This is a genomic window from Campylobacter concisus (assembly GCF_001298465.1).
Classification (GTDB): Bacteria; Campylobacterota; Campylobacteria; order Campylobacterales; family Campylobacteraceae; genus Campylobacter_A; species Campylobacter_A concisus.
Genome location: NZ_CP012541.1, coordinates 1,770,847 through 1,794,466, shown reverse-complemented (window position 1 = coordinate 1,794,466; position 23,620 = coordinate 1,770,847). Strand labels below are relative to the sequence as shown.

Sequence of the window (23,620 nt, the reverse complement as noted above, 5' to 3'; positions counted from 1 at the left end):
AGCCAATAAAAATATAAAAAAACTCAAATAAAAAAGGCACAATCTTCTGTGCCTTTTAAATCTCAAAAGGTCCATAAATTTGCATAAAGTCTTTAGTATAACGCCATTTACTACGCTTGATTATCCAGACAAAGTGGCTGCGGTAGTTTGGTTTGCAGGCTGTAATATGCGATGCGTGTACTGCTACAATATAGAAGTTGTAAATTCAAATGGCAATATAGAAATGAATGAGGTTTGTAGCTTTTTAGACCGCCGCATAGGTAAGCTAAATGGCATCGTCTTTAGCGGTGGCGAATGCACGGCAAATCCTTTGTTTTTAAAACTTGCAAGAGAGGTTAAGTCAAGAAATTTTTGCCTAAAGGTCGATACAAATGGCTCTCATATTGAGATTTTAAAAGAGGCGATAGGTGAAGCGCTGATTGACTATATCGCACTTGATTTTAAAGCGCCAAAAGAGAAATTTACGGGCGTAACTGGCTCAAATTTATATGAAAAATTTATTAGCACGCTAAAATATCTGCTTGAGATAAATTTCGATTTTGAAGTAAGAACAACCGTGCATGCAGATTTTTTAGATGAAGCAGATATTTCTTTGATGTCTGAAATTCTTTATAACCTTGGATATAGAGGAAATTATTATTTACAAAAATTCCTTAGCACAGGTGAAAATTTTGGAAATTTAGTTGATGCTAAAAGTAGCTTTGATCATAAAAAAATCATCTCAAAACTTCCTATCAAACTAAGAAACTTTTAAATTTCTACTCATTATTTTTAACAAAAATTTTTGCTTTGCAAAACTATAATCATTAAAACTAATAAGGAGAAACTATGCAAAATTTTAGCTTTTTAAACCCTACAAAAATAGAATTTGGCAAAGACAAAGAGCAAAATATCGGCAAATATATGAAAGAATTTGGCGTTAAAAAGACGCTTATCATCTATGGTAGCGATAGGATCATAAAAAATGGCCTTTTTGATGTCGCAGCAAAGAGCCTAAGTGCAAATGGCATCGAGTTTTGCAAGATAGGTGGCGTGAAGTCAAATCCAGTGCTAAGCAAGGTAAATGAGGCTATAAATTTAGCTAAAAAGCAAGGTGTCGATAGCGTGCTGGCCATAGGTGGTGGCTCGGTACTTGACACGGCCAAGGCCGTGGCTGCTGGAGTTAAATATAACGGCGACGTTTGGGACTTTTTTACCGGCAAGGATCCAAGTGATGCGCTTATGATATTTGACATCATAACTCTAGCTGCAACTGGCTCAGAGATGAACGGCGGCTCGGTCGTCACAAACGAAGCCACGAAACAGAAATTTGCCATGCACGGCGCTTGTCTTTACCCAAAAGTTTCAGTGATAAATCCACTACTTCAAGCAAGCGTGAGCAAGGAGTATTTGGTCTATTCAGCTTCTGACATCATCGCTCACAGTATTGAGGGATACTTTACGGCTAGCATTCAGCCTGAGATCATAAATTTATACATCGAAGCAAACATAAAAACCGTTATGAAAACGACTGAAATTTTACTAAAAGAGCCAGAAAATTACGATGCTAGAGGCGAGTTTGCTTGGGCTGCTACGATGGCACTAAATGGCTTAACTTACGTTGGCACAGCTGGCTACTCTTATCCAAATCACATGATCGAGCACGCCATAGGTGCAGTGGTTGATTGTGCGCATGGAGCTGGGCTAAGTGTCGTGATGCCAGCTTGGATGAAGTGGTATAAGAGTAGAAATTTAGAGGCATTTAAGCGCTTTGGCAAAGAAATTTTTGGCGTGGATGACGCAGATGCAGGCATAGAGAAGCTAAAAGAGTGGTTTAGCAAGATTGGCACACCTACAAGCCTTATAGAAATCGGAGTTGATGATACAAATTTAGACGAGATCATGGCTCTAGTTTATGACTATGCGAAAGGTAGGAGGCTAGAGCAAATTTATACAAAAGAGGCAATAAGTGAAATTTTTGCCTTAGCGAGATAGAATTTATCTAAATTTTACAAAGGAAAGATATGAAAAAGATCGCCCTTATAGCTGGAGCTAGCGGTGCTTTGGGAAGTGAGATTTTAAAAAATTTATGCGTGAGCGAGCATTACAACAAGGTTATCGCCCTTGCTAGGCACGAGCTAAAATTTACTCATGAAAAGCTTGAAGTAAAAGTAATAAATTTTGATGAGCTAAAAGATGAGGTGCCATTTATCGCTGATGACGTATTTTGTGCGCTTGGCACGACGATGAAAGCAGCAAAGCACAAAGAGCAGTTTTATAAAGTCGATGTGACCTATCCGATAAATTTTGCGAAATTTGGCTTGGAGTGCGGTGCAAAACGTTTTGTCTTGCTCTCGGCTGCAGGTGCTAGTAGAAAGTCAGGCTCGTTTTACCTAAAGGCAAAAGGTCAAGCAGAAGCAAAGATAAAAGAGCTTGGATATAGCTCATTTCATATCGCCAGACTGCCACTTATCGAGGCTGAGAGAAAGGACTTTAGGCTTGGTGAGTATCTGGCGATAAAGGCGTTTAAATTTATCCCAAAAGGCTTTTTTGACGAGTATAGACCGATGAAGGCGGCTGATATCGCTAAAGTGATCGTGCAAGTAGCGCAAGATGACCACAGCGAGGGTGTCAAAATTTATAGTCCGATGGAGTATGCAAAGTGAAAAGATATATCGCCATCACTGGAGCAAGCTCAGGCATAGGAGCGGCCGTGGCAAAGGCATTTGCGAGGCGTGGGGAAAATTTGATCCTTATTGCAAGGCGTGGCGAGCTTTTAAAGGAGCTAAAAAGCGAGATAGCTAAATTTGCAAATGTCGATGTGGTGATAGAGCTTTGCGACCTTTCAAAACAAGAAAATGCTCTTTCTCTTTGGCAAAAATTAGAAAAATTTGAACTAAAAGCACTTATAAATAACGCTGGCTTTGGCGACTATAACAAGGTCGGCGAGCAAAATTTAGAAAAAATCACACAGATGATAAATTTAAACATCATCTCCCTTGTCACGCTCTCAACGCTCTTTACTAAAAAATACAAAGACAAAGATACGCAGCTTATAAATATCTCTTCAATAGGTGGCTACAAGATCGTGCCAAACGCGGTCACGTACTGCGCTAGTAAATTTTTCGTAAGTGCCTTTAGTGAGGGGCTTTACCACGAGCTAGCACAGGACAAGCAGGCAAAGATGCAAGCAAAAGTGCTAGCTCCAGCTGCCACAAAAACAGAATTTGGCATGGTGGCAACCAGTAAAGAGAGCTACGACTACGACAAAGCGTTTAAAAAGTACCACACGAGCGAACAGATGGCGGAGTTTTTGCTACGCCTTTATGATAGCCACTACTGCGTTGGCTCGGTCGATAGAGATAGCTTTGAGTTTTCACTGCACCAGCCTAAATTTGACTATGCGATCAAGTATAAGCCAAAAGATAACTAGGCCTTAAAGCCTTGGTAGCCTACGCCAAGGCTAGCGAAACAAAAAGTAGGACAAAATAAAAAGGCAGATCATGAAATGCGTTAGAGTTGCTATTTTAGGGGTTTGTTTGGTAGGCGCTTGCTTTGGCGGCGAGCTTAAATTTGATGAAAAGAAATTTGAGCTAAAAAGCGTGCAAGTTGGCGAGAGGACGCTTAAATTTAGAGCTTATGAGGGCATAGTCTATGTGGCAAAGCCAGCTAGCGACTATGAGGTGCTAAATTTTTATGTGCCAGAGGGTAAATTTAGCGACCAAAAGGCAACTATTTTTATGCCAAATGCGATAGGTGGCTACATGCCAGCAATGCCTTTAAAGCCAGAAATCCAAAACGAAAAACCAAATGCCACCCTCGAAGCGCTTCTTAGAGGCTATGTCGTGGCGAGCGTTGGCGCTAGAGGCAGGACGCTAAAAGAGGGCGAGCGCTTCATCGGCAAAGCCCCAGCTACGATAATCGATCTAAAAGCGGCTGTTAGATATCTTAAATTTAACGACAAAATTATGCCAGGCGACGCAAATAAAATCATCTCAAATGGTACGAGCACAGGTGGCGCGATGTCGGCACTTCTAGGCACGAGCGCTTGCGCAAAAGAGTATGAGCCATATCTTAAAGAGCTAGGCGCTGCAAAGGCGGACGATCAAATTTATGCCGCTTCAGCTTACTGCCCTGTTACAAATTTGGAGCATGAAGACGAGGCGTATGAGTGGATGTTTGGGGATTTGGATAAATTTGAAAGTATTGATTTTTCAAGCTTTGATGCGAGCACTTTTAACGACAGAGGCAAAAAGCCAAAGATGATCAAAGGCGAGCTAAACGCCACGCAAAAAGAGCTCTCGCGCGAGCTAAAGAGTAAATTCCCAGCCTATCTAAACTCGCTAAATTTAAAAGACGCCAAAGGCCACGCACTAAGCCTTGATGAAAATGGCGAGGGTAGCTTCAAAGAGTATATAAACGCTCTCATCTCAAAGGCATTTACCGCTACAAAAAGCAGCGACAAAAATACGCTCATACCTAAATTTATAACTCTTGATACGCAGGGTTGCTCGCTTGGATATACATTTAAGCTTGAAGACTTCATCGCCTCGCTAAAACGCACCAAAGCGGTGGTTGCCTTTGACGGATTTGGGCTAGAAAACCCTGAAAACGATCTCTTTGGTGACAGCAAAACGCCTGCAAAGCACTTTACTAAATTTGCAAAAGAGCGAAGTGGCGGCGAGATGGCGGATGCTGGCGTCATAAAGATGATGAATGCGATGAGCTACGCCACAAACAAAGAGGCGGCGAAATTTTACCGCATAAGGCAGGGCACAAACGACACCGATCTAGCTCTTGCCGTGCCTGCTATGCTCGCACTCTCGCTTAAAAATGCTGGCAAAGAGGTTGATTTCGAAGCGGTATGGGGACAAGTACATGGCGGCGACTACGACCTTGATGAGCTTTTTGCTTGGATTAAAAGAGTAATAGAAAGATAAATTTATAGGAATTTTTATGTTTAAAAAGCTATTTTTATTAGTATTTTTGGCGGCTTTTGCCTTTGGCGTAGAGGTAAAAGTGAGCTTACATGAGCTACTTGCGACGCCAAATAACAAGACTTTGCTAAAAGAGCTTGGCAGGGAAAATATTCTTAGCTCAAAGAGCGAACCAGGAACGCAGGCGATATTTTTCATGAGCGCAAAGAGTAAGCCGGAGTTATTTTACGTGCTTGAGTTTTACAAGGACGAGACAGCTTATAAAAAGCATGTAGCTTCAGCGCACTATAAGAAATTTGCAAGTGCGAGCGCTGAAATTTTGGCTAGCAAAAAGGCTATAAGCTTGAAAAAACGGGCTACTTTTTCTAAAAATTTAACCCCAGAGCGCCTAAAAGATAGCTACTTTCACATCACAAATTTAAGCCTTTTGGCAAATAGTGATGCGAAATTTGAAAAGATTATCAAAAAATATATGCAAAAAAGCGTAGATGAGGGAGCTTACGCGCAGTTTGCCTTTAGTCAAAAATACGCGCCTAACAAGTGGGTGCTGGTTGAAATTTACAAAGATGAGGCTAGCTTTGAGAGCTACCGCCACAGCGAAAACTACAAAGTTTACGCCAAAGAGCGGGCAGGGCTTATAGACGAAATTGACGGCTTTGGTCTAAAAAATGAGATCTCGTTTAGTAAGGTAAAATTTTAGGGGATATTATGAATAAAATTTCACTTTTTACGCACTAGCACTTGTGCAGCACGGCTTTTATCATTGATAAGACAGGATGCGAGAGCTTAAAAGATGTGAAAATTTTAAACAACGAGATGATAGATACGGTGTGGAATGAGAGTAGCGAAGTATCAGCCGATAAGATGTCCACGCTAACTGGTGGTAGTAAAAATAATATCAAAGCAAAGCCTCACTGCGTGGTGCATGGCAAGCTATATAGACGCGTAGGCTCGGACGGCAAAGAGTATGACATCGACTACGAGCTAAGGCTGCCATAGCAGTGGAATGAGAAATTTTTATTTCAAGGCGGGGGCGGTATGGACGGCTTTTTAGTGCCTGCTCTTGGTGCAGTGCCGATACGAACAAGCACAGCCACGCCAGCGCTTCTTAGAGGCTACGCGGTCGTTACAACAAACTCAGGACACCCAGAGCCAACGACTGAGTTTGGGCTAGATCAGCAAGCAAGGCTAGACTACTTGGACGGACTAAAAGATGGGATCATAAATGCTTGGGAAACGTGCAAATTTGATCCAAAAAGTCTAAAATTAGCAAAGCAAAAGATAGAGGCAATCGAAAAAATCTTTAACGGAGCTAAAAACAGCAAGGGCGAGCAAATTTATAGTGGCTGGTTTTACGACTCAGGCGTGAGCGCTGAGGGCTGGAGGCAATGGAAACTAGGTGACTCGCAAAGTGCCAAGCCAAACGCTAGAAATATCACGCTTTCTAGCGGCTCGGTGAATTACTACTTTTTGACACCAGCGCAGCCAAATTTTGACACGATAAATTTCGACTTTGACAAAGACACGCCAAAGACTTTCGAGACTGCGGCGGTAAATGACGCCATCTCAACAAGCCTTAGCACATTTAGCGCAAATGGCGGCAAGCTCATCATAGTAACTGGCGTCTCAGACCCAGTTTTCTCAGCAAAAGATCAAAGGGACTGGTTTAAAAAGCTAGAAGCTGATAATGAAAATAGCCAAAATTTCGTGGCATTTTTTGCACTGCCAGGGCTAAATCACTGCGGTGGCGGCAACGGCATAGATGACGTGGATCCTTTAGGTGCGCTTGAGGCGTGGCACGAAAAGGGCGAAGCGCCAAAGAGCATGCTAGCAAAAAGCAAGACCTACGCTGGCAAGGAATTTCTAGTGTGTGCCTATCCAAAGGTGGCCACATACGTGGGCGCAGATGCGAGCAAGGCAAGTAGCTTTGTTTGCAAGTAAATTTAAGGGGCAAAAATGAGTGAAATTTTAGTTGTATCAGGTCACACTGACCTTGAAAATTCCTTTGCAAATAAGATAATCTTGGGCGAGCTAAAAAAGCACTTGCCAGAGGCTAAATTTGACATACTAAGCGAGCTTTATAAAAACTACGTGATAGACGTAAAAGCCGAGCAAGAAAAGCTAGTAAAGGCTGATGTGATCGTGCTTGTTTATCCATTTTTCTGGTACGGTGTGCCATCACTTTTACAAAAGTGGTTTGAAGACGTGCTAGTTCATGGCTTCTCTCATGGTAGCAGCGGAGATAAGCTACGTGGCAAGAAGCTAGTGCTTTCATTTACTTCTGGTGCGCCTGAGGAGCTTTATAAAAAAGAAGCACTTCAGCGCTATGAGATAGAGGAGTTTTTACCGCCGCTTAAGGCGTTAGCAAATACTTGTGGCATGGAGTTTGCAGGATATATTTATAGCGGAGGGCTATCATATCAAAGCAGACACGATGAGGCAAAGCTTGCTTTGATGAGGCAAAAGGCGCTTGATCATGCAAAGAGACTAGGGGAGCTGATAGGCAAAATTTCATGATACCAGTAAAATTTTATAAATATGTTTTTGCGTTTATAATGTCAGCATTTATGGCTTTTTTCATGTCATTTGTGCTGACATATCTAAACCTTGGTTTTGTTGATGGCTTTGTTAAAATTTGGCTTATAGCTTACATGAAAGCTTTTGTGGTAGCATATCCTGTGCTTTTGCTAGTCTCTCCATTTGTAACAAAACTCACGCAAATTTTGTGTAAAAAATAAAATAATAATATACGTTATCAATAAAAATTATTATTTACTTATTTTAATTATTTGGTTATAATCCAATCAAAATTTATCAAAATAGGAGTCAAAATGAGACAGTATGAAACATACAAATGCGAAAAATGCGGCAACGAGATCGAGGTACAAAAAGTTGGTGGCGGCACACTAACCTGTTGCGGCGAAGAGATGAAATGTGTGACTGAAAATTTAACAGCAGTAAATTTAATGAAGGCATTTGCTGGCGAGTCACAAGCTAGAAGCAAGTACGAGCTTTACGGCGACCTAGCCAAAGAAGCAGGCTATCACGCAATAGCCAGACACTTTTACGAAGCAGCTGAAAACGAGAAATGGCACGCAAGGGCTGAGTTTAAGAAATATCACGAGATGATGAACGATCCGATCGATAAGATGGATAAAAATTTACTTGACGCTGCAGCTGGCGAAAACTACGAGCATACGACGATGTATCCAGACTTTGCAAAGATCGCAAAAGAAGAAGAGCTAAGAGATGTTGAGAGGCTATTTAACGCGATCGGCAAGGTCGAGGTTGAGCATGAAAGAGAGTATTTAGAGCTTAAAAAGATGCTTGATGAAGAGGGCTTTTTTGAGAGCGATGAGGAAGATATCTGGGTTTGTGAGGTATGTGGACACGTTCATAGAGGCAAAAAAGCTCCAGGCGCTTGCCCACTTTGCAAAGCTCCAAAAGAGTATTTTAAACGCGAATTTCTAGGCTAAAAAGCCAAAAATAGCCAAGACGCTTGTCTTGGCTATTAATTTAAGTCATAAAATATTATAAAAATGATACAATTCTTTCAAATTTTCACAAGGAGAAAGAGATGAAAAAATCACTTTTAGTTTTAACTACTCTTGGCTTTGCACTAAGCCTAAACGCTGCAGATCTTACAGATACTTGCAAATCATACTTCTCAGACATCGACAAAATGGTCGAAGCTTACAAAAAAGCTGGTCAAGAGCAACAAGTAAAAATTTATGAAGATCAAAAGAAACAATCAATGGACCAACTTGCTGCACTTCCAAAAGAGCAACAAGACACTACTTGCAAACAAGCTAAAGAGATGTTTGCTCAAGTAATGGAACAAATGAAAAAACAAGGTCTTTTAAAATAAATTTTATGGCTAGTTTTTCTAGCCATATCCTAATCCTCTTTTTCTAATTCGTTATTTACGCCGATCTCTTTTACTTCTATATCTTTTTGCTCATCTGGGGACAAGCGTTTAAAATTTTCAAGTCTACTAACAAGGCCATCTCTACCACTAAAACTTGATGCAAGGGCGTTAAAATGTTTATTTGCAGTATTTAGTGTATTGCTAAGTCTATTCATATGCTCGGTCACATTGCGGACTTTATCATAAATTTTAATCGCACTCTTTACGATATTTTTAGCCTCTTCATTGCCACGCTCTATGCGCCATAAATTTGCCACTGTGCGAAGAATAGGCATAAGCGTAGCGTGAGAAACTAGTATTACGCGCTTTTGAAATGCATAGTCAAAAAGAGAACTATCAAATTTCATAGCCTCGATATATGCTGGCTCAATTGGTATAAACATCAATACAAAATCAGGACTATCAGGTACGATCTCACCGTAATTTTTACTATTTAAGCCATCTATGTGATTTTTCATAGAAGCAATATGCTCTTTTAATGCTAAATTTAGCTCCTCCTCATTGCTGGCTGTGATAGCCTTTTCGTAAGCTATAAGTGAGACTTTAGAATCAACTATTAAATGCTTACCATCTGGTATCTTTACTATAAAATCAGGAATAAGACGTTTGCCTTCTTCGTTCTTGAAATTTTGTTGCGTCAAGTAATGCTCATCTTTTACAAGTCCAGAAGCCTCAAATGTGCGTTCAAGCTGTATTTCACCCCAGTTTCCAAGTGTTTTATTGCTACCTTTTAGTGCAGTGGCTAGTGAGTTTGCCTCTTTTGACATTGAGATACCAATCTCACTTATGTGCTTAATCTGCGTTCCTAGCGCGCTCATGCCTTTAACTGATTCGTCGTGGACTGCATTTACGCGCTCTTGAAAGGTTGAAATTTGCTCCTTTAGCGGCTTTAGTAAAAGATCTAAAGAATTTTGGCTATTTTGTGTGAAATTTGCACTTTTTTCTTCAAAAATTTTATTTGCAAGATTAGAAAATTCCAAATTTAACTCATTTTTTACTTTTAATAAATTTGCCTCTTGCTCTTTTAGGCTATTTTCTTTTGCTTCTATTTCATTTCTAAGCACAGCCATATCACGTTTTAATCTATTTTCTCTCTCGCTTGCTTCAACTAAAGCATTTTTATTTTGATTTAGCTCGGCTAGAGTTGCAGTGAAATTTGCCTCGTTATTCTTAGCTCGTTCATTTGCCGTTCCGATACTCTCTTTAAGCTCATTTATCACGCGCTCCATTGCATCTTCAGCTTCGTCTTTTTGTGCTATTTTGGCTTTTAGCGTATCTATCTCACTGATAAGCTCGTCGATACGTTCATGATTTGACATAAGCCTTGCTTTTTGCTCGCTAATTAGTTGCAGATTTTCACTATTTTTAGATACTAAATTTATTAGATTTGATGAAATTTCAAAATTTTCTTGCTCTTTTTGTGTCAAATTTCTTTTTAGCTCGAATTTGTCTCTATTAAATGAATAGATGACAAATATCGCAATCAAAAATAGTACTCCTAAAAATATGGCAGCATAAAAATAGAAATCTTGTTGCATTTAGTATCCTTAAAAAATGAAGAAATTTTAATATTTTTTACAAAAGCAAGGAGTAGCCTCTTTGCTTTTATAGTAAATTTTTATGCTTCTAGCACTGCTCCGTTGCTTGCGTTTGTGACTAGTTTGCGGTATTGCCTTAGCCAGCGAGAGGTTAGCGCTTTATCAACTGGCTTAAATTCCGCTCTTCTCTTTGCGATCTCAGCCTCGCTTAGGCGAACGTTTATCTCGTATTTATCGACGTCTATATCGATGATATCGCCATCTTTTAGCAAGCCTATCATGCCGCCCTCAGCCGCTTCTGGGCTTACGTGGCCGATACTTAGACCTCTTGTCGCCCCGCTAAAGCGACCATCTGTGATGAGCGCCACGTCCGCGCCAAGTCCTCGCCCCATGATGAGCGAAGTAGGGCTTAGCATCTCTTGCATGCCAGGGCCTCCGCGCGGACCTTCGTAGCGGATGACGACGACGTCGCCTTTATCGACTTTACCGCTTGAGATGCCAGCTATGGCTTCATCTTGCGAGTTAAAGCAGACTGCTTTGCCGCTAAATTTACGCTCGCCAACGATACCGGCCGTCTTGATGACACAGCCTTGCTCGGCTAAATTTCCAAATAAAATGGCAAGTCCGCCGACCTGCGAGTAGGCATTTTCTACCTTATGTATTACGCTTTCATCTTTGATGTCACTTGCTTTTACGCGTTCGCCAAGAGTTTCGCCGCTAACTGTTAGGTTGTCTAGGTTTAGCATGCCGTTATCTCTGCGTGAAATTTCTTTTATCACCGCATTCATACCGCCGGCTCTACCGACGTCCTCCATATGCACGTTTGGCAAACTTGGGCTGATTTTAGCGATGTGAGCGATGTTTTGGCTGATCTTATTTAGCTCTTTGATATCTAAATTTACGCCAGCCTCTCTTGATATGGCTAGCATGTGAAGGACGGTGTTGCTGCTGCCACCCATCGCCATATCAACGACAAGCGCGTTGCGGATCGCCTTTTCGTTTAGTATGTTTCTTATCTTAAATTTCTCATCAAGGGCGATCTGACAAATTCTGCGAGCAGCCTGCCTGATGAGCTCTTCACGCTCTGGCGTTAGCGCTAGGATAGTGCCGTTACCAGGGAGGGCTATGCCCATCGCTTCACAAAGCGTGTTCATAGAATTTGCTGTAAACATACCACTACAGCTACCACCACTTGGACATGCGTTGCACTCGATATCTTTTAGCTCGGCCTCATCTATCTCTTTGGTCTCAAATTTACCAACCGCCTCAAACGCAGTCGCAAGATCAATTGGCTTGCCATCTTTTGTGTAGCCCTTTTTCATTGGGCCACCGCTTACAAACACGGTTGGAACATTGACCCTTAAAGCACCCATAACCATGCCAGGGACGATCTTGTCGCAGTTTGGCATACAAACAAGTGCGTCAAGCGCGTGAGCGTTCATCACAGTTTCTATCGAGTTTGCGATGATCTCGCGGCTAGGCAAGCTATATAGCATGCCACCATGCCCCATCGCGATGCCATCATCCACGCCGATGCAGTTAAACTCAAATGGAATACAGCCATTTTTGCGAATTTCATCTTTTAAAATTTGTGCGTATTTGTTTAAGAAAAAGTGCCCTGGAATGATCTCTATAAAGCTGTTTGCAACGCCGATAAAGGGCTTATCAAAGTCCTCGTCCTTTAGTCCAGTAGCACGCAAAAGTGAGCGGTGTGGGGCTCTTGTGTAGCCTTTTTTGATTATATCGCTTCTCAAATTTGATCCTTTTTTAAAATTTGAGAGGATTTTATCACATATAAAGTATCAAAGATTTTAAAAAAATTTTGCGAATTTAAAAATTTTTTTATTACATAAATAACACATTAAATTTGTAAAATTTATCCAAAAAGGATGAGCTAAATAGCTACGAAATTTCGGTAATTTTAATCAAAGCAGTATGCAAAATAATAACGTAAAAATATTATCAATGTGTTATAAATATTGATTTATAGGGCTTTATTGTACCCTGGTACAATTTACAAGACTTATGAAAATTTATACAATGCGATAAAATTTTTTAACAAGGATGAGAAAATGATCGCAAAAACAGAGGGCATAAAAGTGATGCCAATGCAAACTAAAATTTTAAATTCTGGCGCAAACTTTTATGAAAATAACTTCACAAATACAACTTTAATTTTTCCTTTTTACGCGAAGAAGTAAAACAACTTCTAATCTCCAAAACAAGAGCGATTTAGCTTTTATTTTAAATTTAATTTATAGTTAAGAGAGTTTTATATGCAAAGTGAAAAAATAGAAATTTTACTTGATGAAGTGAATGAAACAATAGATTCGATATTTAGAACCTGTAATAAAAATGGCGGAACAAAGAAGGCTTTGGAAAATAGAAAGCTAAATAAAGAAATTTTAAAAGATAAATTTGCATCGATCTTTTTAAAATTTGACCAGATAGGTGATGATAATTTTAAAAGCACAGTTCTTGCAAGTGATGAGACAAAAGAGCTAAGCGAAATGGTAAAAGCATTTGAAGCGGATAAAGATATAGACTTTCCAGAACTAGAGCGAGCGATAAATTTTAACCTTACTAGAATCAAAGAAGCAATCTACAAATTTCAAAACAACAACTAAAAGCTGGTGCGAGAAAAATCTCACACCAGATACTGCTAATAACTAAATACCTCCGGATCAATAACCATCGCCCTATAAGCGACATCATCTCTTGAAGCAGAGTCCACATCCATCTCAAATTTGATCTCATTTGTCTTTGGATCGATCTCAACTAAGACCATTTTGATAGTCTTGTCAGGACGGAGCAAATTTACGTTTGAGCTTGAGATGAAGTAGGTATTTTTATCTTTTTGCCACTCGACGTTGCTAGTAACTGCGCTATAAAAGTCAAAGCCACGCTCTTTGCCAAACTGCCAAGTCTGCTCAACCGTGCCCTTTTTCTCATCTATCTTGTACTCAACCGCACGTGAGTATTTATCCTCTTTAAATGCCGGCTGCTCCATGCCCCTTGCATCGCCATTGTCAAAGACACTTAGGTGTTTTATGCTACCTTTGTTGTCGTATCTTGGCGTTAGCCATGCGGTGTGCTGAGTCCATGACCAGTCAAATTCGCCCTCGCATTTTGAGTTTTCGCATTTTATTTTATTGCCTTTGCTGTCAACTGGAGTTAGCACTTTAGCTTTAAATTCTTCACTCCAGCCCTCAGGCGAAGCTAGTATCCATTTTAATTTTTTATCGCGTCCGATTTTAACGATGCCTTGGTGACGAAGTGAGAGGATAATGCTATCGTCACTCTCATCATACGAGATAGAATTTACGTGAGCCCAGTTTCTGCCTGTGCCAGTAGAGGTGATGTCGCCAAATGGCTGATCGTCGCTTATCTTTATCTCTTTTGCGTCCATATCGATATTTAGGCAAACAGCTCTTGCGTCAAGCGCTTTTATGAGGTTGCTGCGGTAGACGTTGTTGCCAAAAATTTCATTTAGATCCCACTCTTCGACCACTTTACCAGTGTTATCGACCTCGATGATGTGATCTCTTATGGTGTGAGAAATTTTGCCATCTTTGTGGTGGTAGTTGTATTTGCCAACTCTAAGAAGTGCGTGATCGTTCTTTAATGGCATAACTTCATGGCTTAGATCGATGTAGCCTCTTGGAAGCGGGCGATTATAAATTTCTTTTCCCATAAGGTCATATCTTAGATATCTTTGAGCCATGCCAAAGCTGATATCGCCATTTTTTAGCTGATGAAAGCCCATCATCATGCCTCCATCCATCACTCTGCGCTCGCTGCGGTCGTAAAATTTTTGATAGTCAAGATACCATCTAACCTCACCCTTGGTATCTACGATGTAGTTTTCTGTAAAGTCGTTCCAGCTAGCAGCTCCACCATTTTTCCAATCAAGTGGTTTATAGACGCTTGTGATCGTGTTATTTATGAGATAGAGCCTGTTTTTAAAGGCAGGATCGACCTTTTTGACGCGAGTCTTTTGCATGTGAGAAAATCTAAAATCACGGCTATATGTGACGATAGGCTGGGCGTAAATTTTATATGTTTCTACCTTTTTAGCTCCGTTAAATGTGTAGCTTACAACTACTTCATTTAGATAGTCAGAGTAAAGCCCCCAAATAGGCACACCATCATGCGTAAGCAAAGCATGCTCTGAGACGTTATAATCGATGTCGATACCGCCATCTGGCTTACCTTTTACTTTGACGTGGATATCTTTGATATCCTTGCCAGCTCTATCGATGATAGCAGTTAGCGGCGATACGTCGTAAGGGTTTATAAAGACTGAGCCAAGCTCGCCTTGAACCTTTACGTGATGAGCCAGGACTCCAGCCTCTAGTGGCGTGATGCCTATACTAAGACCACTAACCAAAACAGCCGCAAGGGCAACAGAACCTAAGAAATTCTTGCTCATTTTCGCTCCTTTAATAAAATTTAATGATATCTTACTACCCAAATTTCACACAAAACTAACGCTTATATGAAAAGTGGCTTAAATAAATTTATAAAAGAGTTGTTTTAAAGGGTGAAAATAAAAAGAAGAATTTAGGAGCAAATGCCCCTAAATTTTAGTTATTTGCGTCAAATTTCTTAAGAGAAAAAAGAACAAATTTATAGCTAGCAAATAGTGTCACTGGCCAAAGTATCAAAAAAATTCCTGCTTCTAACATCTTTTATCCTTAGTATGCGTGATGATCGTTTTTGATCTCATCTTGTGTGATCTTCTTGCTATCTATCGCTCGCCAAACAACGATGATATAAGCAAGCACTACTGGTACTAGCAAGCTAACATATGCCATAACGCCAAGTGTGTAGTGGCTTGAGCTTGCATTTTTGATAGTTAGCGAGCTAGAAAGGTCGCTAAATGACGGATAAAATGCAGTGCCATTTAGTCCTGTTATCAAAAATAGTGCAGTCACAGCAAGTGTAACGCCAACGCCGTAAGCAAAAATTCCACGAATGCTTTTTGTAAATGCCCCTTGGAAAATTCCAACAAGTACCAAAACAACGCCAACAAGAAGCAATATGCCAACGATAGGCATTTCGATCAAATTTATAGCGTATTTGTAAGGCATAAGGCTAACCACACCGTTTGCGTCGTATGCAAAGCCATCTTTTGTAAGCACCCAAGCAAGAAATCCTAGGAAAAATGGCAAGAATAGCACGGTGTTAATAAGTAGCTGTTTTCTAGCGTTTTGTATAAATTCGCCATCAGCGATGTTGTTCATAAGATATAAGCAGCCACCTACGCGAGATAGGAAAAACATTGCTATGCCAAGTAAATACAAGTAAGGATTTGCCAAAGCTTCAAGACCGCGAAATGGAGTCTTCCACTCGACAAAGTTGTGCTCATTTAGCACAAAGTCACTTCCGCTAAAAAATGTACTAACGGCCATGCCGATAAGAATAACACCAAGTGAGCCATTTATGAAAAGGAAAATTTCATAAGTTCTAGCGCCCAAGAAGTTATCAGGCTTTTTGCGGTACTCGTAGCTTACAGCCTGGACGATAAAGCAAAATAAAATAGCCAGCCAAACCCAGTAAGCGCCACCAAAGCTAGTAGCGTAAAATAGTGGAAATGCCGCAAAGCATGCGCCACCAAACATAACAAGCGTCGTAAATGTAAGCTCCCATTTTCTACCGATAGAATTTATGAGCATATCTTTTTTAAGCTCGTCCTTGCCAAGGCTAAAAATGAGCGACTGACCGCCTTGAACAAACATCATAAATACCAAAAGTCCGCCAAGAAGGCTAACTATAAACCACCAATAAATTTGTAAATTTTCTAAACCTAAACTATGCATGGTCATTAAATCCTATCTTTATTTGCTTAAGCATGATTTTGATCTCGGCAATCAGCAAGACCGTAAATAAAACAGCAAATAATATAAATGAAATTTTGATATTTGAGTCTGCTAAATTCGTAGCACCAACGCCAACGGTCATGAGATCTTGTATCACCCATGGCTGACGGCCGACCTCTGCTACTATCCAGCCAGCTTCAGCTGCGATGTAGCCAAGCGGTATAGTAAAGAGGCAGATCCATAAAAATGCTCTTATGTTTTCAAATTTATATTTTCTTGAGAGATTTAGATAAAGAGTGATAGCAAAAAGAGCTATGAAGTAAGTGCCAAGAGCGACCATGATGTGAAAGCTATAAAATGTAAGTGCAACTGGCGGCACAGCGTCTTTTGCGTCCTTAAGATAGCCATATCCTAAGAAATTTAGGTTGCTCTCTAAATTTGAAAGCGAGCTTTTCATCAAGCTCTCGTCATTTGCTTTTTTGGCTTCTTTGTAGTTTTTAAGAGCTTCAATAGCTACTTTGCCCTTTGCCATCTTCTCTTCAACACTTATTAGATTGTGCTCGCTATTGCCATAAAGTAGGTCATTTATACCTGGCGTAAATGAGTCAAGCTCTCTGTTTGCCATGATGCCAAGTGCGTATGGTACCTTTATCTCAAGCAAAAATGGCTCGCTCTCGTCGCCAAGCTTTTTAGCTAGGTTTAAAATACCAGCGGCAACTAGACCAGCGTTTTTCTCGCCATTATAAAGTCCCTCCATCGCAGCAAGCTTCATAGGCTGCTTTTGAGCTACAAAATATGCGCTCTCATCGCCGCTAAGTAGTAAAAATGCCGAAGTGATAAGGCCAAATGCGCTAGCAACCACGATACTTTTTTTAGCTAGCAAGATGTGGCGTTTTTTTATCAAAAACCAAGCAGAAATTCCTATCACAAAGATAGCTGAGATGGTGTAGCCGCTAGTTACTGTGTGTAAAAATTTGCTAATGCCAAGAGGATTTAGCGCAACTTCAAAGAAATTCTCCATCTCCATTCTAGCCGTATCTGGGTTAAATTTCATGCCTATTGGGTACTGCATCCAGCCATTTGCGATTAAGATCCAAAGTGCGCTTAAATTTGAACCAATCGCGACAAGCCAAGTTGAAAGCAGGTGAAATTTCTTGCTGACTTTATCCCAGCCAAAAAACATAATGGCAAAAAATGTACTCTCCATAAAAAATGCGAGCAAGCCCTCAATCGCAAGTGGAGCGCCAAATATATCGCCTACAAACCAGCTGTAATTCGCCCAGTTTGTACCAAATTCAAACTCCATAATGATGCCAGTAGCCACACCGATAGCGAAATTTATACCAAAGAGCTTTAGCCAAAATTTCGTTATCTCAAGCCAGACTTTATCGCCGGTTTTAACATATATCGTCTCCATAATGGCGATGATAAAACTTAGCCCCAAAGTAAGTGGGACAAACAAAAAGTGGTAAATGGCAGTCAGCGCAAACTGAGCCCTAGACCAGTCAACAAAATCCATCTCAGACATTTTATTCCTTTATTAAATTACGAATTACAAATTCGCTTTTTTCTTCGTCGGTTTGAAATTTGGTATTAAGAGTCTCGTTAAAGATAAAGGCTTTTAAAATTCCAAACATGATGATAAGCTTTATTATTATGAGAAGCCATAATTTCTTGCCTATTTTCATGTTTTTAAAGCCCTCTATATATAAAGAGGCAATGATGTTTAGGTAGTTTTTTATCATAGTTTGTGAAGTCTATAACAAAAAGACTTAAAGAATAATTTTTAAAATTTATACGATTAATGCCTTACTAAATATTTAAGGGGTATAATCCGCAATTAAAAAATAAATAAATTTAAGGAAATTTAATGGCAAAAGAGACGAAGTATATTTTTATCACAGGTGGTGTTTTAAGCTCACTTGGAAAAGGCATCGCAGCTGCGTCTATAGCGACTCTTTTAAAAAATTCCGGACTAAAAGTAAGTGTTTTAAAAGCTGATCCATATATCAACGTAGATCCTGGCACGATGAGCCCGTTAGAACACGGCGAAGTCTTTGTCACAGATGATGGCGCTGAGACTGATCTTGACCTTGGTCACTACGAGAGATTTTTAGATGAGAGCCTAAGTCAGGATAATAACTTCACAACAGGCAGAGTTTATAGCTCGGTTATAGAAAAAGAGCGCCGTGGCGACTACCTTGGAAAGACTATACAAGTGATCCCTCACATCGTTGGCGAGATAGTTGACCGCATAAAAAAAGCAGGCGAGGGCAAAGATGTACTCATTGTTGAGATCGGCGGAACTGTTGGCGACATCGAGGGCTTGCCATTTTTAGAGGCGATAAGAGCGCTAAGAGTAGAAGTTGGCAAAAAAAGAGCGCTAAATATCCACCTAACGCTCGTGCCATTTATCAAAGTAGCTGGCGAGCTAAAAACAAAGCCAACCCAGCACAGCGTAGGCGAGCTAAGACGCATTGGCATAACACCAGATATCATCATCTGCAGATCTGAAATGCCACTAAACCGCGAGCTAAAAGATAAGATAGCAGCAAGCTGTGGAGTAGAGAAAAATTGTGTCATAGAGAGCTTAGACAGCGCAAGCATCTATCAAATTCCACTTTCATTTTTAAAGCAAGACATACTAACTCCAATCGCTGAAAATTTAGGCTTTAGTGAGCTAAAACCAGACATGGCAAAGTGGGATAGCCTAGTAAAAAGAATCATAGCTCCAACAAATGAAACTACAATAGCATTTGTGGGTAAATATATCGATCTAAAAGAGAGCTACAAGAGCCTAACTGAGGGCATCATCCATGCTGGAGCAAATTTGGATGCTAGGGTAAATTTACGCTGGATAGATAGCGAAAAGATAGAAGAGAACAATGTAAATGAGCTTTTAAAAGACGTGGATGGCATCTTGGTCGCTGGCGGCTTTGGCGAAAGGGGTGTTTTAGGCAAGATGCAAGCTATAAAATTTGCTCGTGAAAATAAGATCCCATATCTTGGAATTTGCCTTGGTATGCAGCTAGCACTCATTGAGTTTGCAAGGGATGTTTTGGGCTTAGAAGACGCAAATTCTATGGAATTTGACAAAGAGTGTAAAAATCCTATCATCTATCTAATCGATAGCTTTATCGACGCTCACGGCAAAAAACAGATAAGAACGCACACAAGCCCACTTGGCGGCACGATGAGGCTTGGAGCATATAACTGTGAGATAAAACCAAAGACACTTCTAGCTGAAATTTATGGCAATGCAAAGAGTGTAAAAGAGCGTCACCGCCACCGCTATGAGGCAAATCCAAAATACAAAGAGACTTTCGAAAGAGCTGGTCTTTTGGTAAGTGGCGAAAGCGACGGACTGATAGAGGCTATCGAGCTAAAAGGCCATCCATGGTTTGTGGGCGTGCAGTGTCATCCTGAATTTACTAGCCGTCTAACTAAGCCAAATCCTGTGATATTAGGCTTTATAAAGGCAAGTTTAGAAAACGTCAAATCTTAGATTTAGAGCCATCTGGCTCTAAAAATTCTTTTAAATTTTTTGCTGTTTTTATTAAATTATTTATCAAATAAATCCCACTTCTTGCTAAATTTTTTAATGAGAAAAATGAAAACTCTAATCATCTTAGGCCATCCTGACATTCAAAACTCGGTCATAAACAAACGCCTGCTACAAGAGGCCCTCAAAGAGCCGCAGCGCTTTAGCGTTCATGATTTGACGCAAGTTTACGCAGGCGGCAACATCGACGCCGCGCGCGAGCAAGAGCTCATCAGAGCCCACGACGCCCTCGTTTTACAGTTTCCGCTTCACAACTTCTCCTGCCCTCCGATTTTAAAATCATGGATCGACGCGGTGATGACGCACGGCTTTGCCTATGGACGCGGCTCGGACGGCATAGCGGGCCGCAAGGTTGCGCTAGCCGTGACCGCAGGCATCAAAAAGAGCGACTACCGCCCGCAAGGACGCTATCATTTTAGCTTGCGCGAGGTTCTTACGCCGTTTGAGCTTGCGTTTAAATACTATTTTCACGCCGATTACCGCGATTTTTTCGCATTTTACGGCGCCGAGGAGGCTCCGGGCATGGACTACGTATCAAGCCAGGACGATTTAGAGCGCGGCGCTAGAGAATATGCGGAGTTTTTGCGAAATTTGGAATAAATTTTTATAAAAATGGTTTAAGCTTTATGGCATAAACCATTTAAAATTTATAAATTTAATTGTATAAATTTTTGCTAATGCTTACTATTTTTAGCGGGTTAAATTTGTAAAGACTATCAATTTAGCAAAGCTTTTAAGCTTGCTATTAGCCCTAAAATCCTACTTTCATTTAAAATTATAAGAAATTAAATTTCAAAAAGATATAATCCAAGCATTCAAAATAAAGACGAAAGATTGCGATGAAAAAGAAGTATTTTTATAGCCAAATTTTTGGCAATATGGGTGTAAATTTAAGTGAACAAGTGGCATTAGATAAAGTTGGCAAGTTATTCAAAAATTCTTGCCAAAACCATGCTAAATAAAGAGGACATAAGGAATTTACTAGCGCATAGATTTTGTAACGACATACATAAAAAAATTAGTGAAATTCCGACACCAAGTGCCTTAAAAGATATTTACAAGGGTGCTAATCGCATAAAAGAAGCGATCGAAAAAAACGAGCGCATAGCCATTGTGGGCGATTATGATGTTGATGGTGTTGTTTCAAGCGTGATTTTAGCTGAGTTTTTTGATGATCTTGGCGTGAAAGACTACCTAGTAAAAATTCCAAATAGATTTAAAGACGGATATGGGCTAAATCCTGAGATAATAGACGAACTCTCAGCTGATGTAAGCTTGATTATCACCGTTGATAACGGTATCTCTGCAAACGATGCGGCCATTATCTGTAAAGAAAAAGGCATCGATCTTATTATCACTGATCATCACATGCCTCCAGCTGTTCTCCCAGAAGCTTATGCGATCATTAATCCAAAACAAGAAGACTGCAACTTCCCAAATATCGAAATTTGTGGCGCTGAGGTCGCTTGGTATTTGGTTGGAGCGTTAAAGGATGTTTTTGGACTAAATTACGATATGAGCAAATTTCTAGAGCTTTTAGCTATCGCGATAATCGCTGATATGATGGAGCTAAGAGATATGAATAGAATGCTTGTTCGTCTTGGCATTTGTAAGCTAAATGCGTCTAAGCGTTCTGCATTTCACGCTATAAAAGAGTTTTATGGTAAGGAAAAATTTGAGTGTGATGATATTAGCTTTCTTATAGCTCCGCTTATAAATTCAGCTGGACGCATGGACGATGCAATGAATTCATTTGACTTTTTACGTGCTAAAAGTATCGAAGAAGCTTACAACTACCTTGATACGATCATTGAATTTAACAACTCCAGAAAAGAGGAGGAGCGCCAACTCTTTGAGTGCTCACTAAAGGACGTAAAAGAGGACGATAAGGTCATCATCACCTGGGGCGAGCAGTGGCATGAGGGCGTAATAGGCATCGTGGCCAGCCGCCTGGCAAAGCACTTTGCAAAGCCAGCTATTGTCTTTAGCATAGATAAGGGCCGTGCAAAAGGCAGTGCTAGAAGCGTTGGCAAGCTTGATATCTTATCACTCATTGCAAGCCACGAAGATCTGCTAACAAGCTACGGTGGTCACAAAGGAGCGGCTGGACTTACGCTTACGCCTGAAAATTTGGTGAAATTTAAAGAAGCGATAAATAAAAGCTGCTCATGCCTAAATATGCAAGATTGCAAAAGCTCGGACGAGCTACTTGGTGACATAATGCCAAGTGAGATAGACTTTGAGCTGCTTGAAATTTTAGAATTTTATGAGCCATACGGACAGAAAAATCCACGTCCAGTCTTTAAGATAAAAAATGCTCTTGTTAAAAACGAAAGACTTATAGGCAGGGATCAAAATCACCTAAAGCTCATCTTGCAAAAGGATAATAAAACACTTGAGGCTCTATTTTTTAACTTTACGAAACACGCTAGAGTGGGCGAGATGATAGATATTATCTTTTGTATATCAAAAAATTCATTCCGCGGACTTGTTACCCCACAGCTACTCATAAAAGAGATTTTATAAATTTTATCTCGGTTTTATAATGCTAAAATTTTAATAAAACCGAGATTGCTTCGGTTTAATTCACCAAAATCGCTTCTTTATATATTTAATGCAGTCCAACTAAAATAATACTATTTGAGTCAAATTTCTGTATTGTAAAATTAATGTTATATAAATATTTATACTTTATTTAAGTTCATTTTTGCTTTAATTTTAATTTTAAATATTAATTTCATAGGACTAAACATGAAAATTTCTTACGTTTTAGCATTTGCTTTAGTACCAAATTTAATGCTTGGTGCTGAAGAAACGATAGACCTGGCTCCGGTTACCGTTTCCGCAAAGATACAAAAGTCCGTTCTTGACGAACCGACAAAGGCTCAAATAGTGGGCAAAGGCGCGATACTAGAAAATGGCGACATCGCTAAATCACTTTTAAATTTGAGCGGCTTTACGATGGAGCGCAAGGGCGGAGGTGGCAGCGAAGTTTATTACCGCTCGCAGACGGCGGCTAGGCTGCCGGTGCTAATCGACGGTAGCACGCTAAATGGCGGTTGCGGCATGCGCATGAATACGCCCATCACTTACATCTCTCGGCGCAAAATTATAGCTCGGTTCGCATCGTAAAAGGCCCGCAAGACGTTAGATACGGCGCGCTCATTAGTGGCGGTATATTTTTCGATAGAGAGATAGCAAGGCTATCAAAACCGAGCTTCGGAGGAAACGTAAGCGTGCTTGGCGGTAGTTTTAGAAGATTTGAAACTGCTGCAGACGTAGCGGCGGGTAACGAGCTTGGCAGCTTAGAAATTTCCGGCGGACACTACCAGAGCGGCGATTATAAAAGTGGCGACGGACAGAAAATGCATACGCACTATAAACGCAACAGCGTTTCGCTCGTAGGCACGCTAACGCCCACGGATACTACCGCCTTGCAGCTAAGCGCGGATATGGGTAATGGAGAAGCGGCTTATGCCGATAGGATGAGAGACGGCGTGCAGTTTGACCGCAAGTCTTTCGGACTAAAATTTGAACAAGACGTTGGCGAGCACAAGATCAGGCTAAGCTCGTACTATCATCAAATCGATCACATAATGGACAACTTCACCATGCGTCCGGTGGTGCCTGGCACGGGGCGCGGCAAGGGATATAGCATCAGTCACCCGATACGCGATATGTACGGCTTTAAGCTAGAAGGCGAGCTAAATTTCGACAATCTAACAAGCTATCTTGGCGCTGGGTACTCTGAGGATGTATTTAAGTGGAGAGGCGCCGGAACGGGCGGAGCCGGCGTATCTAAAGCCCAAATGACGCCGCCCTATCAAAGCCCCACGTAAAAGAGCGCAAGGTAA

General features: G+C 40.5%; 26 protein-coding genes. 20 read left to right on the top strand and 6 right to left on the bottom strand.

The genetic code is table 11. The features are described 5' to 3' along the window. Positions 1-79: 79 nt before the first annotated feature. The 12 genes from CCON33237_RS09150 (at position 80) to CCON33237_RS09100 (ending at position 8,784) form a co-directional block, all read left to right on the top strand. Entirely contained in the window at positions 80-754 is a 675-nt protein-coding gene (locus CCON33237_RS09150) for an anaerobic ribonucleoside-triphosphate reductase activating protein (RefSeq protein WP_054197322.1), read from the top strand. A gap of 74 nt (positions 755-828) precedes the next feature. Next, positions 829-1,974, top strand: coding sequence for an iron-containing alcohol dehydrogenase (locus tag CCON33237_RS09145; RefSeq protein ID WP_054197321.1), 1,146 nt, complete (start codon positions 829-831; stop codon positions 1,972-1,974). 29 nt (positions 1,975-2,003) lie between these two features. Continuing rightward, positions 2,004-2,645, top strand: a complete 642-nt coding sequence (locus CCON33237_RS09140) for an NAD(P)H-binding protein (RefSeq protein WP_054197320.1) — start codon at positions 2,004-2,006, stop codon at positions 2,643-2,645. Next, positions 2,642-3,412, top strand: coding sequence for an SDR family NAD(P)-dependent oxidoreductase (locus CCON33237_RS09135; RefSeq protein WP_054197319.1), 771 nt, complete (start codon positions 2,642-2,644; stop codon positions 3,410-3,412). Before CCON33237_RS09140 ends, CCON33237_RS09135 begins: the two co-directional genes overlap by 4 nt. Positions 3,413-3,482: 70 nt before the next feature. Further along, positions 3,483-4,919 (top strand): subtype B tannase, encoded by a 1,437-nt coding sequence (locus CCON33237_RS09130; RefSeq protein WP_054197318.1) that lies wholly within the window; start codon positions 3,483-3,485, stop codon positions 4,917-4,919. 16 nt (positions 4,920-4,935) lie between these two features. Further along, the gene (locus CCON33237_RS09125) at positions 4,936-5,616 is read left to right on the top strand and encodes a putative quinol monooxygenase (protein ID WP_054197317.1); all 681 of its coding nucleotides are present in this window, start codon (positions 4,936-4,938) and stop codon (positions 5,614-5,616) included. A gap of 41 nt (positions 5,617-5,657) precedes the next feature. Beyond that, entirely contained in the window at positions 5,658-5,915 is a 258-nt protein-coding gene (locus CCON33237_RS09975) for a hypothetical protein (RefSeq protein ID WP_223155507.1), read from the top strand. Between the two features lie 39 nt (positions 5,916-5,954). Beyond that, entirely contained in the window at positions 5,955-6,857 is a 903-nt protein-coding gene (locus CCON33237_RS09120; protein ID WP_234402288.1) for a tannase/feruloyl esterase family alpha/beta hydrolase, read from the top strand. A 15-nt stretch (positions 6,858-6,872) separates the two neighbouring features. After that, the gene (locus CCON33237_RS09115; RefSeq protein ID WP_054197316.1) at positions 6,873-7,433 is read left to right on the top strand and encodes an NAD(P)H-dependent oxidoreductase; all 561 of its coding nucleotides are present in this window, start codon (positions 6,873-6,875) and stop codon (positions 7,431-7,433) included. Continuing rightward, positions 7,430-7,654 (top strand): DUF2798 domain-containing protein, encoded by a 225-nt coding sequence (locus CCON33237_RS09110; protein ID WP_054197315.1) that lies wholly within the window; start codon positions 7,430-7,432, stop codon positions 7,652-7,654. The genes CCON33237_RS09115 and CCON33237_RS09110 overlap by 4 nt, the downstream gene beginning before the upstream one ends. A gap of 93 nt (positions 7,655-7,747) precedes the next feature. Beyond that, the gene (locus CCON33237_RS09105) at positions 7,748-8,392 is read left to right on the top strand and encodes a ferritin family protein (RefSeq protein ID WP_054197314.1); all 645 of its coding nucleotides are present in this window, start codon (positions 7,748-7,750) and stop codon (positions 8,390-8,392) included. A 101-nt stretch (positions 8,393-8,493) separates the two neighbouring features. Beyond that, positions 8,494-8,784 carry a DUF5339 domain-containing protein gene (locus CCON33237_RS09100; protein WP_054197313.1) on the top strand — a complete coding sequence of 97 codons (291 nt, stop codon included), beginning with the start codon at positions 8,494-8,496 and terminating at the stop codon, positions 8,782-8,784. Between the two features lie 29 nt (positions 8,785-8,813). Here CCON33237_RS09100 and CCON33237_RS09095 read toward each other — a convergent pair whose 3' ends face one another. Both CCON33237_RS09095 and ilvD read right to left on the bottom strand, forming a co-directional pair. Further along, positions 8,814-10,382, bottom strand: a complete 1,569-nt coding sequence (locus CCON33237_RS09095; RefSeq protein WP_054197312.1) for a DNA recombination protein RmuC — start codon at positions 10,380-10,382, stop codon at positions 8,814-8,816. Positions 10,383-10,462: 80 nt separating this feature from the next. Beyond that, a complete protein-coding gene (gene ilvD, locus CCON33237_RS09090; protein ID WP_054197311.1) occupies positions 10,463-12,136 on the bottom strand; it encodes a dihydroxy-acid dehydratase in 1,674 nt (557 codons plus the stop codon). A 243-nt stretch (positions 12,137-12,379) separates the two neighbouring features. Here ilvD and CCON33237_RS09575 point away from each other — a divergent pair, with 243 nt between their 5' ends. Together CCON33237_RS09575 and CCON33237_RS09085 are read left to right on the top strand one after the other, a co-directional pair. Further along, on the top strand, positions 12,380-12,583 hold the full coding sequence (locus CCON33237_RS09575) for a hypothetical protein (protein WP_141089922.1): 204 nt from the start codon (positions 12,380-12,382) through the stop codon (positions 12,581-12,583). A 75-nt stretch (positions 12,584-12,658) separates the two neighbouring features. Continuing rightward, positions 12,659-13,009 (top strand): hypothetical protein, encoded by a 351-nt coding sequence (locus CCON33237_RS09085; RefSeq protein ID WP_054197310.1) that lies wholly within the window; start codon positions 12,659-12,661, stop codon positions 13,007-13,009. 35 nt (positions 13,010-13,044) lie between these two features. On the opposite strand, the gene CCON33237_RS09080 is transcribed toward CCON33237_RS09085, so the two are convergent. The 4 genes from CCON33237_RS09080 to CCON33237_RS09065 form a co-directional block, all read right to left on the bottom strand. Then, entirely contained in the window at positions 13,045-14,814 is a 1,770-nt protein-coding gene (locus CCON33237_RS09080) for an aryl-sulfate sulfotransferase (RefSeq protein ID WP_054197309.1), read from the bottom strand. A 265-nt stretch (positions 14,815-15,079) separates the two neighbouring features. Continuing rightward, positions 15,080-16,204, bottom strand: coding sequence for a cytochrome d ubiquinol oxidase subunit II (locus CCON33237_RS09075; protein ID WP_054197434.1), 1,125 nt, complete (start codon positions 16,202-16,204; stop codon positions 15,080-15,082). Further along, on the bottom strand, positions 16,197-17,732 hold the full coding sequence (locus tag CCON33237_RS09070) for a cytochrome ubiquinol oxidase subunit I (RefSeq protein WP_054197308.1): 1,536 nt from the start codon (positions 17,730-17,732) through the stop codon (positions 16,197-16,199). Before CCON33237_RS09070 ends, CCON33237_RS09075 begins: the two co-directional genes overlap by 8 nt. A 1-nt stretch (position 17,733) precedes the next feature. Then, complete coding sequence (locus CCON33237_RS09065; RefSeq protein ID WP_021091886.1) at positions 17,734-17,949, bottom strand: DUF4492 domain-containing protein; 216 nt, start codon at positions 17,947-17,949, stop codon at positions 17,734-17,736. A 125-nt stretch (positions 17,950-18,074) separates the two neighbouring features. Between CCON33237_RS09065 and CCON33237_RS09060 the strand changes: the two genes are divergently transcribed. From CCON33237_RS09060 to CCON33237_RS09690, 6 genes are all read left to right on the top strand, one after another. Beyond that, a complete protein-coding gene (locus CCON33237_RS09060; protein ID WP_054197307.1) occupies positions 18,075-19,709 on the top strand; it encodes a CTP synthase in 1,635 nt (544 codons plus the stop codon). Between the two features lie 39 nt (positions 19,710-19,748). After that, on the top strand, positions 19,749-20,366 hold the full coding sequence (locus tag CCON33237_RS09055) for an NAD(P)H-dependent oxidoreductase (protein ID WP_234402289.1): 618 nt from the start codon (positions 19,749-19,751) through the stop codon (positions 20,364-20,366). A 239-nt stretch (positions 20,367-20,605) separates the two neighbouring features. Next, complete coding sequence (locus CCON33237_RS10020) at positions 20,606-20,728, top strand: hypothetical protein (protein ID WP_257719888.1); 123 nt, start codon at positions 20,606-20,608, stop codon at positions 20,726-20,728. Continuing rightward, entirely contained in the window at positions 20,718-22,292 is a 1,575-nt protein-coding gene (gene recJ / locus CCON33237_RS09050) for a single-stranded-DNA-specific exonuclease RecJ (RefSeq protein ID WP_054197305.1), read from the top strand. Before CCON33237_RS10020 ends, recJ begins: the two co-directional genes overlap by 11 nt. Before the next feature lie 225 nt (positions 22,293-22,517). Then, entirely contained in the window at positions 22,518-22,898 is a 381-nt protein-coding gene (locus tag CCON33237_RS09695; protein WP_169748887.1) for a hypothetical protein, read from the top strand. Then, positions 22,826-23,605 (top strand): TonB-copper family protein, encoded by a 780-nt coding sequence (locus tag CCON33237_RS09690; protein WP_169748886.1) that lies wholly within the window; start codon positions 22,826-22,828, stop codon positions 23,603-23,605. The genes CCON33237_RS09695 and CCON33237_RS09690 overlap by 73 nt, the downstream gene beginning before the upstream one ends. Positions 23,606-23,620 lie beyond the last annotated feature (15 nt).

Bases quoted from the DNA above. Each gene is read 5' to 3' on its own strand.
- CCON33237_RS09145 (WP_054197321.1), top strand. From the start codon at position 829: ATGCAAAATTTTAGCTTTTTAAACCCTACAAAAATAGAATTTGGCAAA.
- CCON33237_RS09140 (WP_054197320.1), top strand. From the start codon at position 2,004: ATGAAAAAGATCGCCCTTATAGCTGGAGCTAGCGGTGCTTTGGGAAGT.
- CCON33237_RS09130 (WP_054197318.1), top strand. From the start codon at position 3,483: ATGAAATGCGTTAGAGTTGCTATTTTAGGGGTTTGTTTGGTAGGCGCT.
- CCON33237_RS09125 (WP_054197317.1), top strand. From the start codon at position 4,936: ATGTTTAAAAAGCTATTTTTATTAGTATTTTTGGCGGCTTTTGCCTTT.
- CCON33237_RS09120 (WP_234402288.1), top strand. From the start codon at position 5,955: ATGGACGGCTTTTTAGTGCCTGCTCTTGGTGCAGTGCCGATACGAACA.
- CCON33237_RS09115 (WP_054197316.1), top strand. From the start codon at position 6,873: ATGAGTGAAATTTTAGTTGTATCAGGTCACACTGACCTTGAAAATTCC.
- CCON33237_RS09110 (WP_054197315.1), top strand. From the start codon at position 7,430: ATGATACCAGTAAAATTTTATAAATATGTTTTTGCGTTTATAATGTCA.
- CCON33237_RS09105 (WP_054197314.1), top strand. From the start codon at position 7,748: ATGAGACAGTATGAAACATACAAATGCGAAAAATGCGGCAACGAGATC.
- CCON33237_RS09100 (WP_054197313.1), top strand. From the start codon at position 8,494: ATGAAAAAATCACTTTTAGTTTTAACTACTCTTGGCTTTGCACTAAGC.
- CCON33237_RS09095 (WP_054197312.1), bottom strand. From the start codon at position 10,382: ATGCAACAAGATTTCTATTTTTATGCTGCCATATTTTTAGGAGTACTA.
- CCON33237_RS09085 (WP_054197310.1), top strand. From the start codon at position 12,659: ATGCAAAGTGAAAAAATAGAAATTTTACTTGATGAAGTGAATGAAACA.
- CCON33237_RS09080 (WP_054197309.1), bottom strand. From the start codon at position 14,814: ATGAGCAAGAATTTCTTAGGTTCTGTTGCCCTTGCGGCTGTTTTGGTT.
- CCON33237_RS09075 (WP_054197434.1), bottom strand. From the start codon at position 16,204: ATGCATAGTTTAGGTTTAGAAAATTTACAAATTTATTGGTGGTTTATA.
- CCON33237_RS09070 (WP_054197308.1), bottom strand. From the start codon at position 17,732: ATGTCTGAGATGGATTTTGTTGACTGGTCTAGGGCTCAGTTTGCGCTG.
- CCON33237_RS09065 (WP_021091886.1), bottom strand. From the start codon at position 17,949: ATGATAAAAAACTACCTAAACATCATTGCCTCTTTATATATAGAGGGC.
- CCON33237_RS09060 (WP_054197307.1), top strand. From the start codon at position 18,075: ATGGCAAAAGAGACGAAGTATATTTTTATCACAGGTGGTGTTTTAAGC.
- CCON33237_RS10020 (WP_257719888.1), top strand. From the start codon at position 20,606: ATGAAAAAGAAGTATTTTTATAGCCAAATTTTTGGCAATATGGGTGTA.
- recJ (WP_054197305.1), top strand. From the start codon at position 20,718: ATGCTAAATAAAGAGGACATAAGGAATTTACTAGCGCATAGATTTTGT.
- CCON33237_RS09695 (WP_169748887.1), top strand. From the start codon at position 22,518: ATGAAAATTTCTTACGTTTTAGCATTTGCTTTAGTACCAAATTTAATG.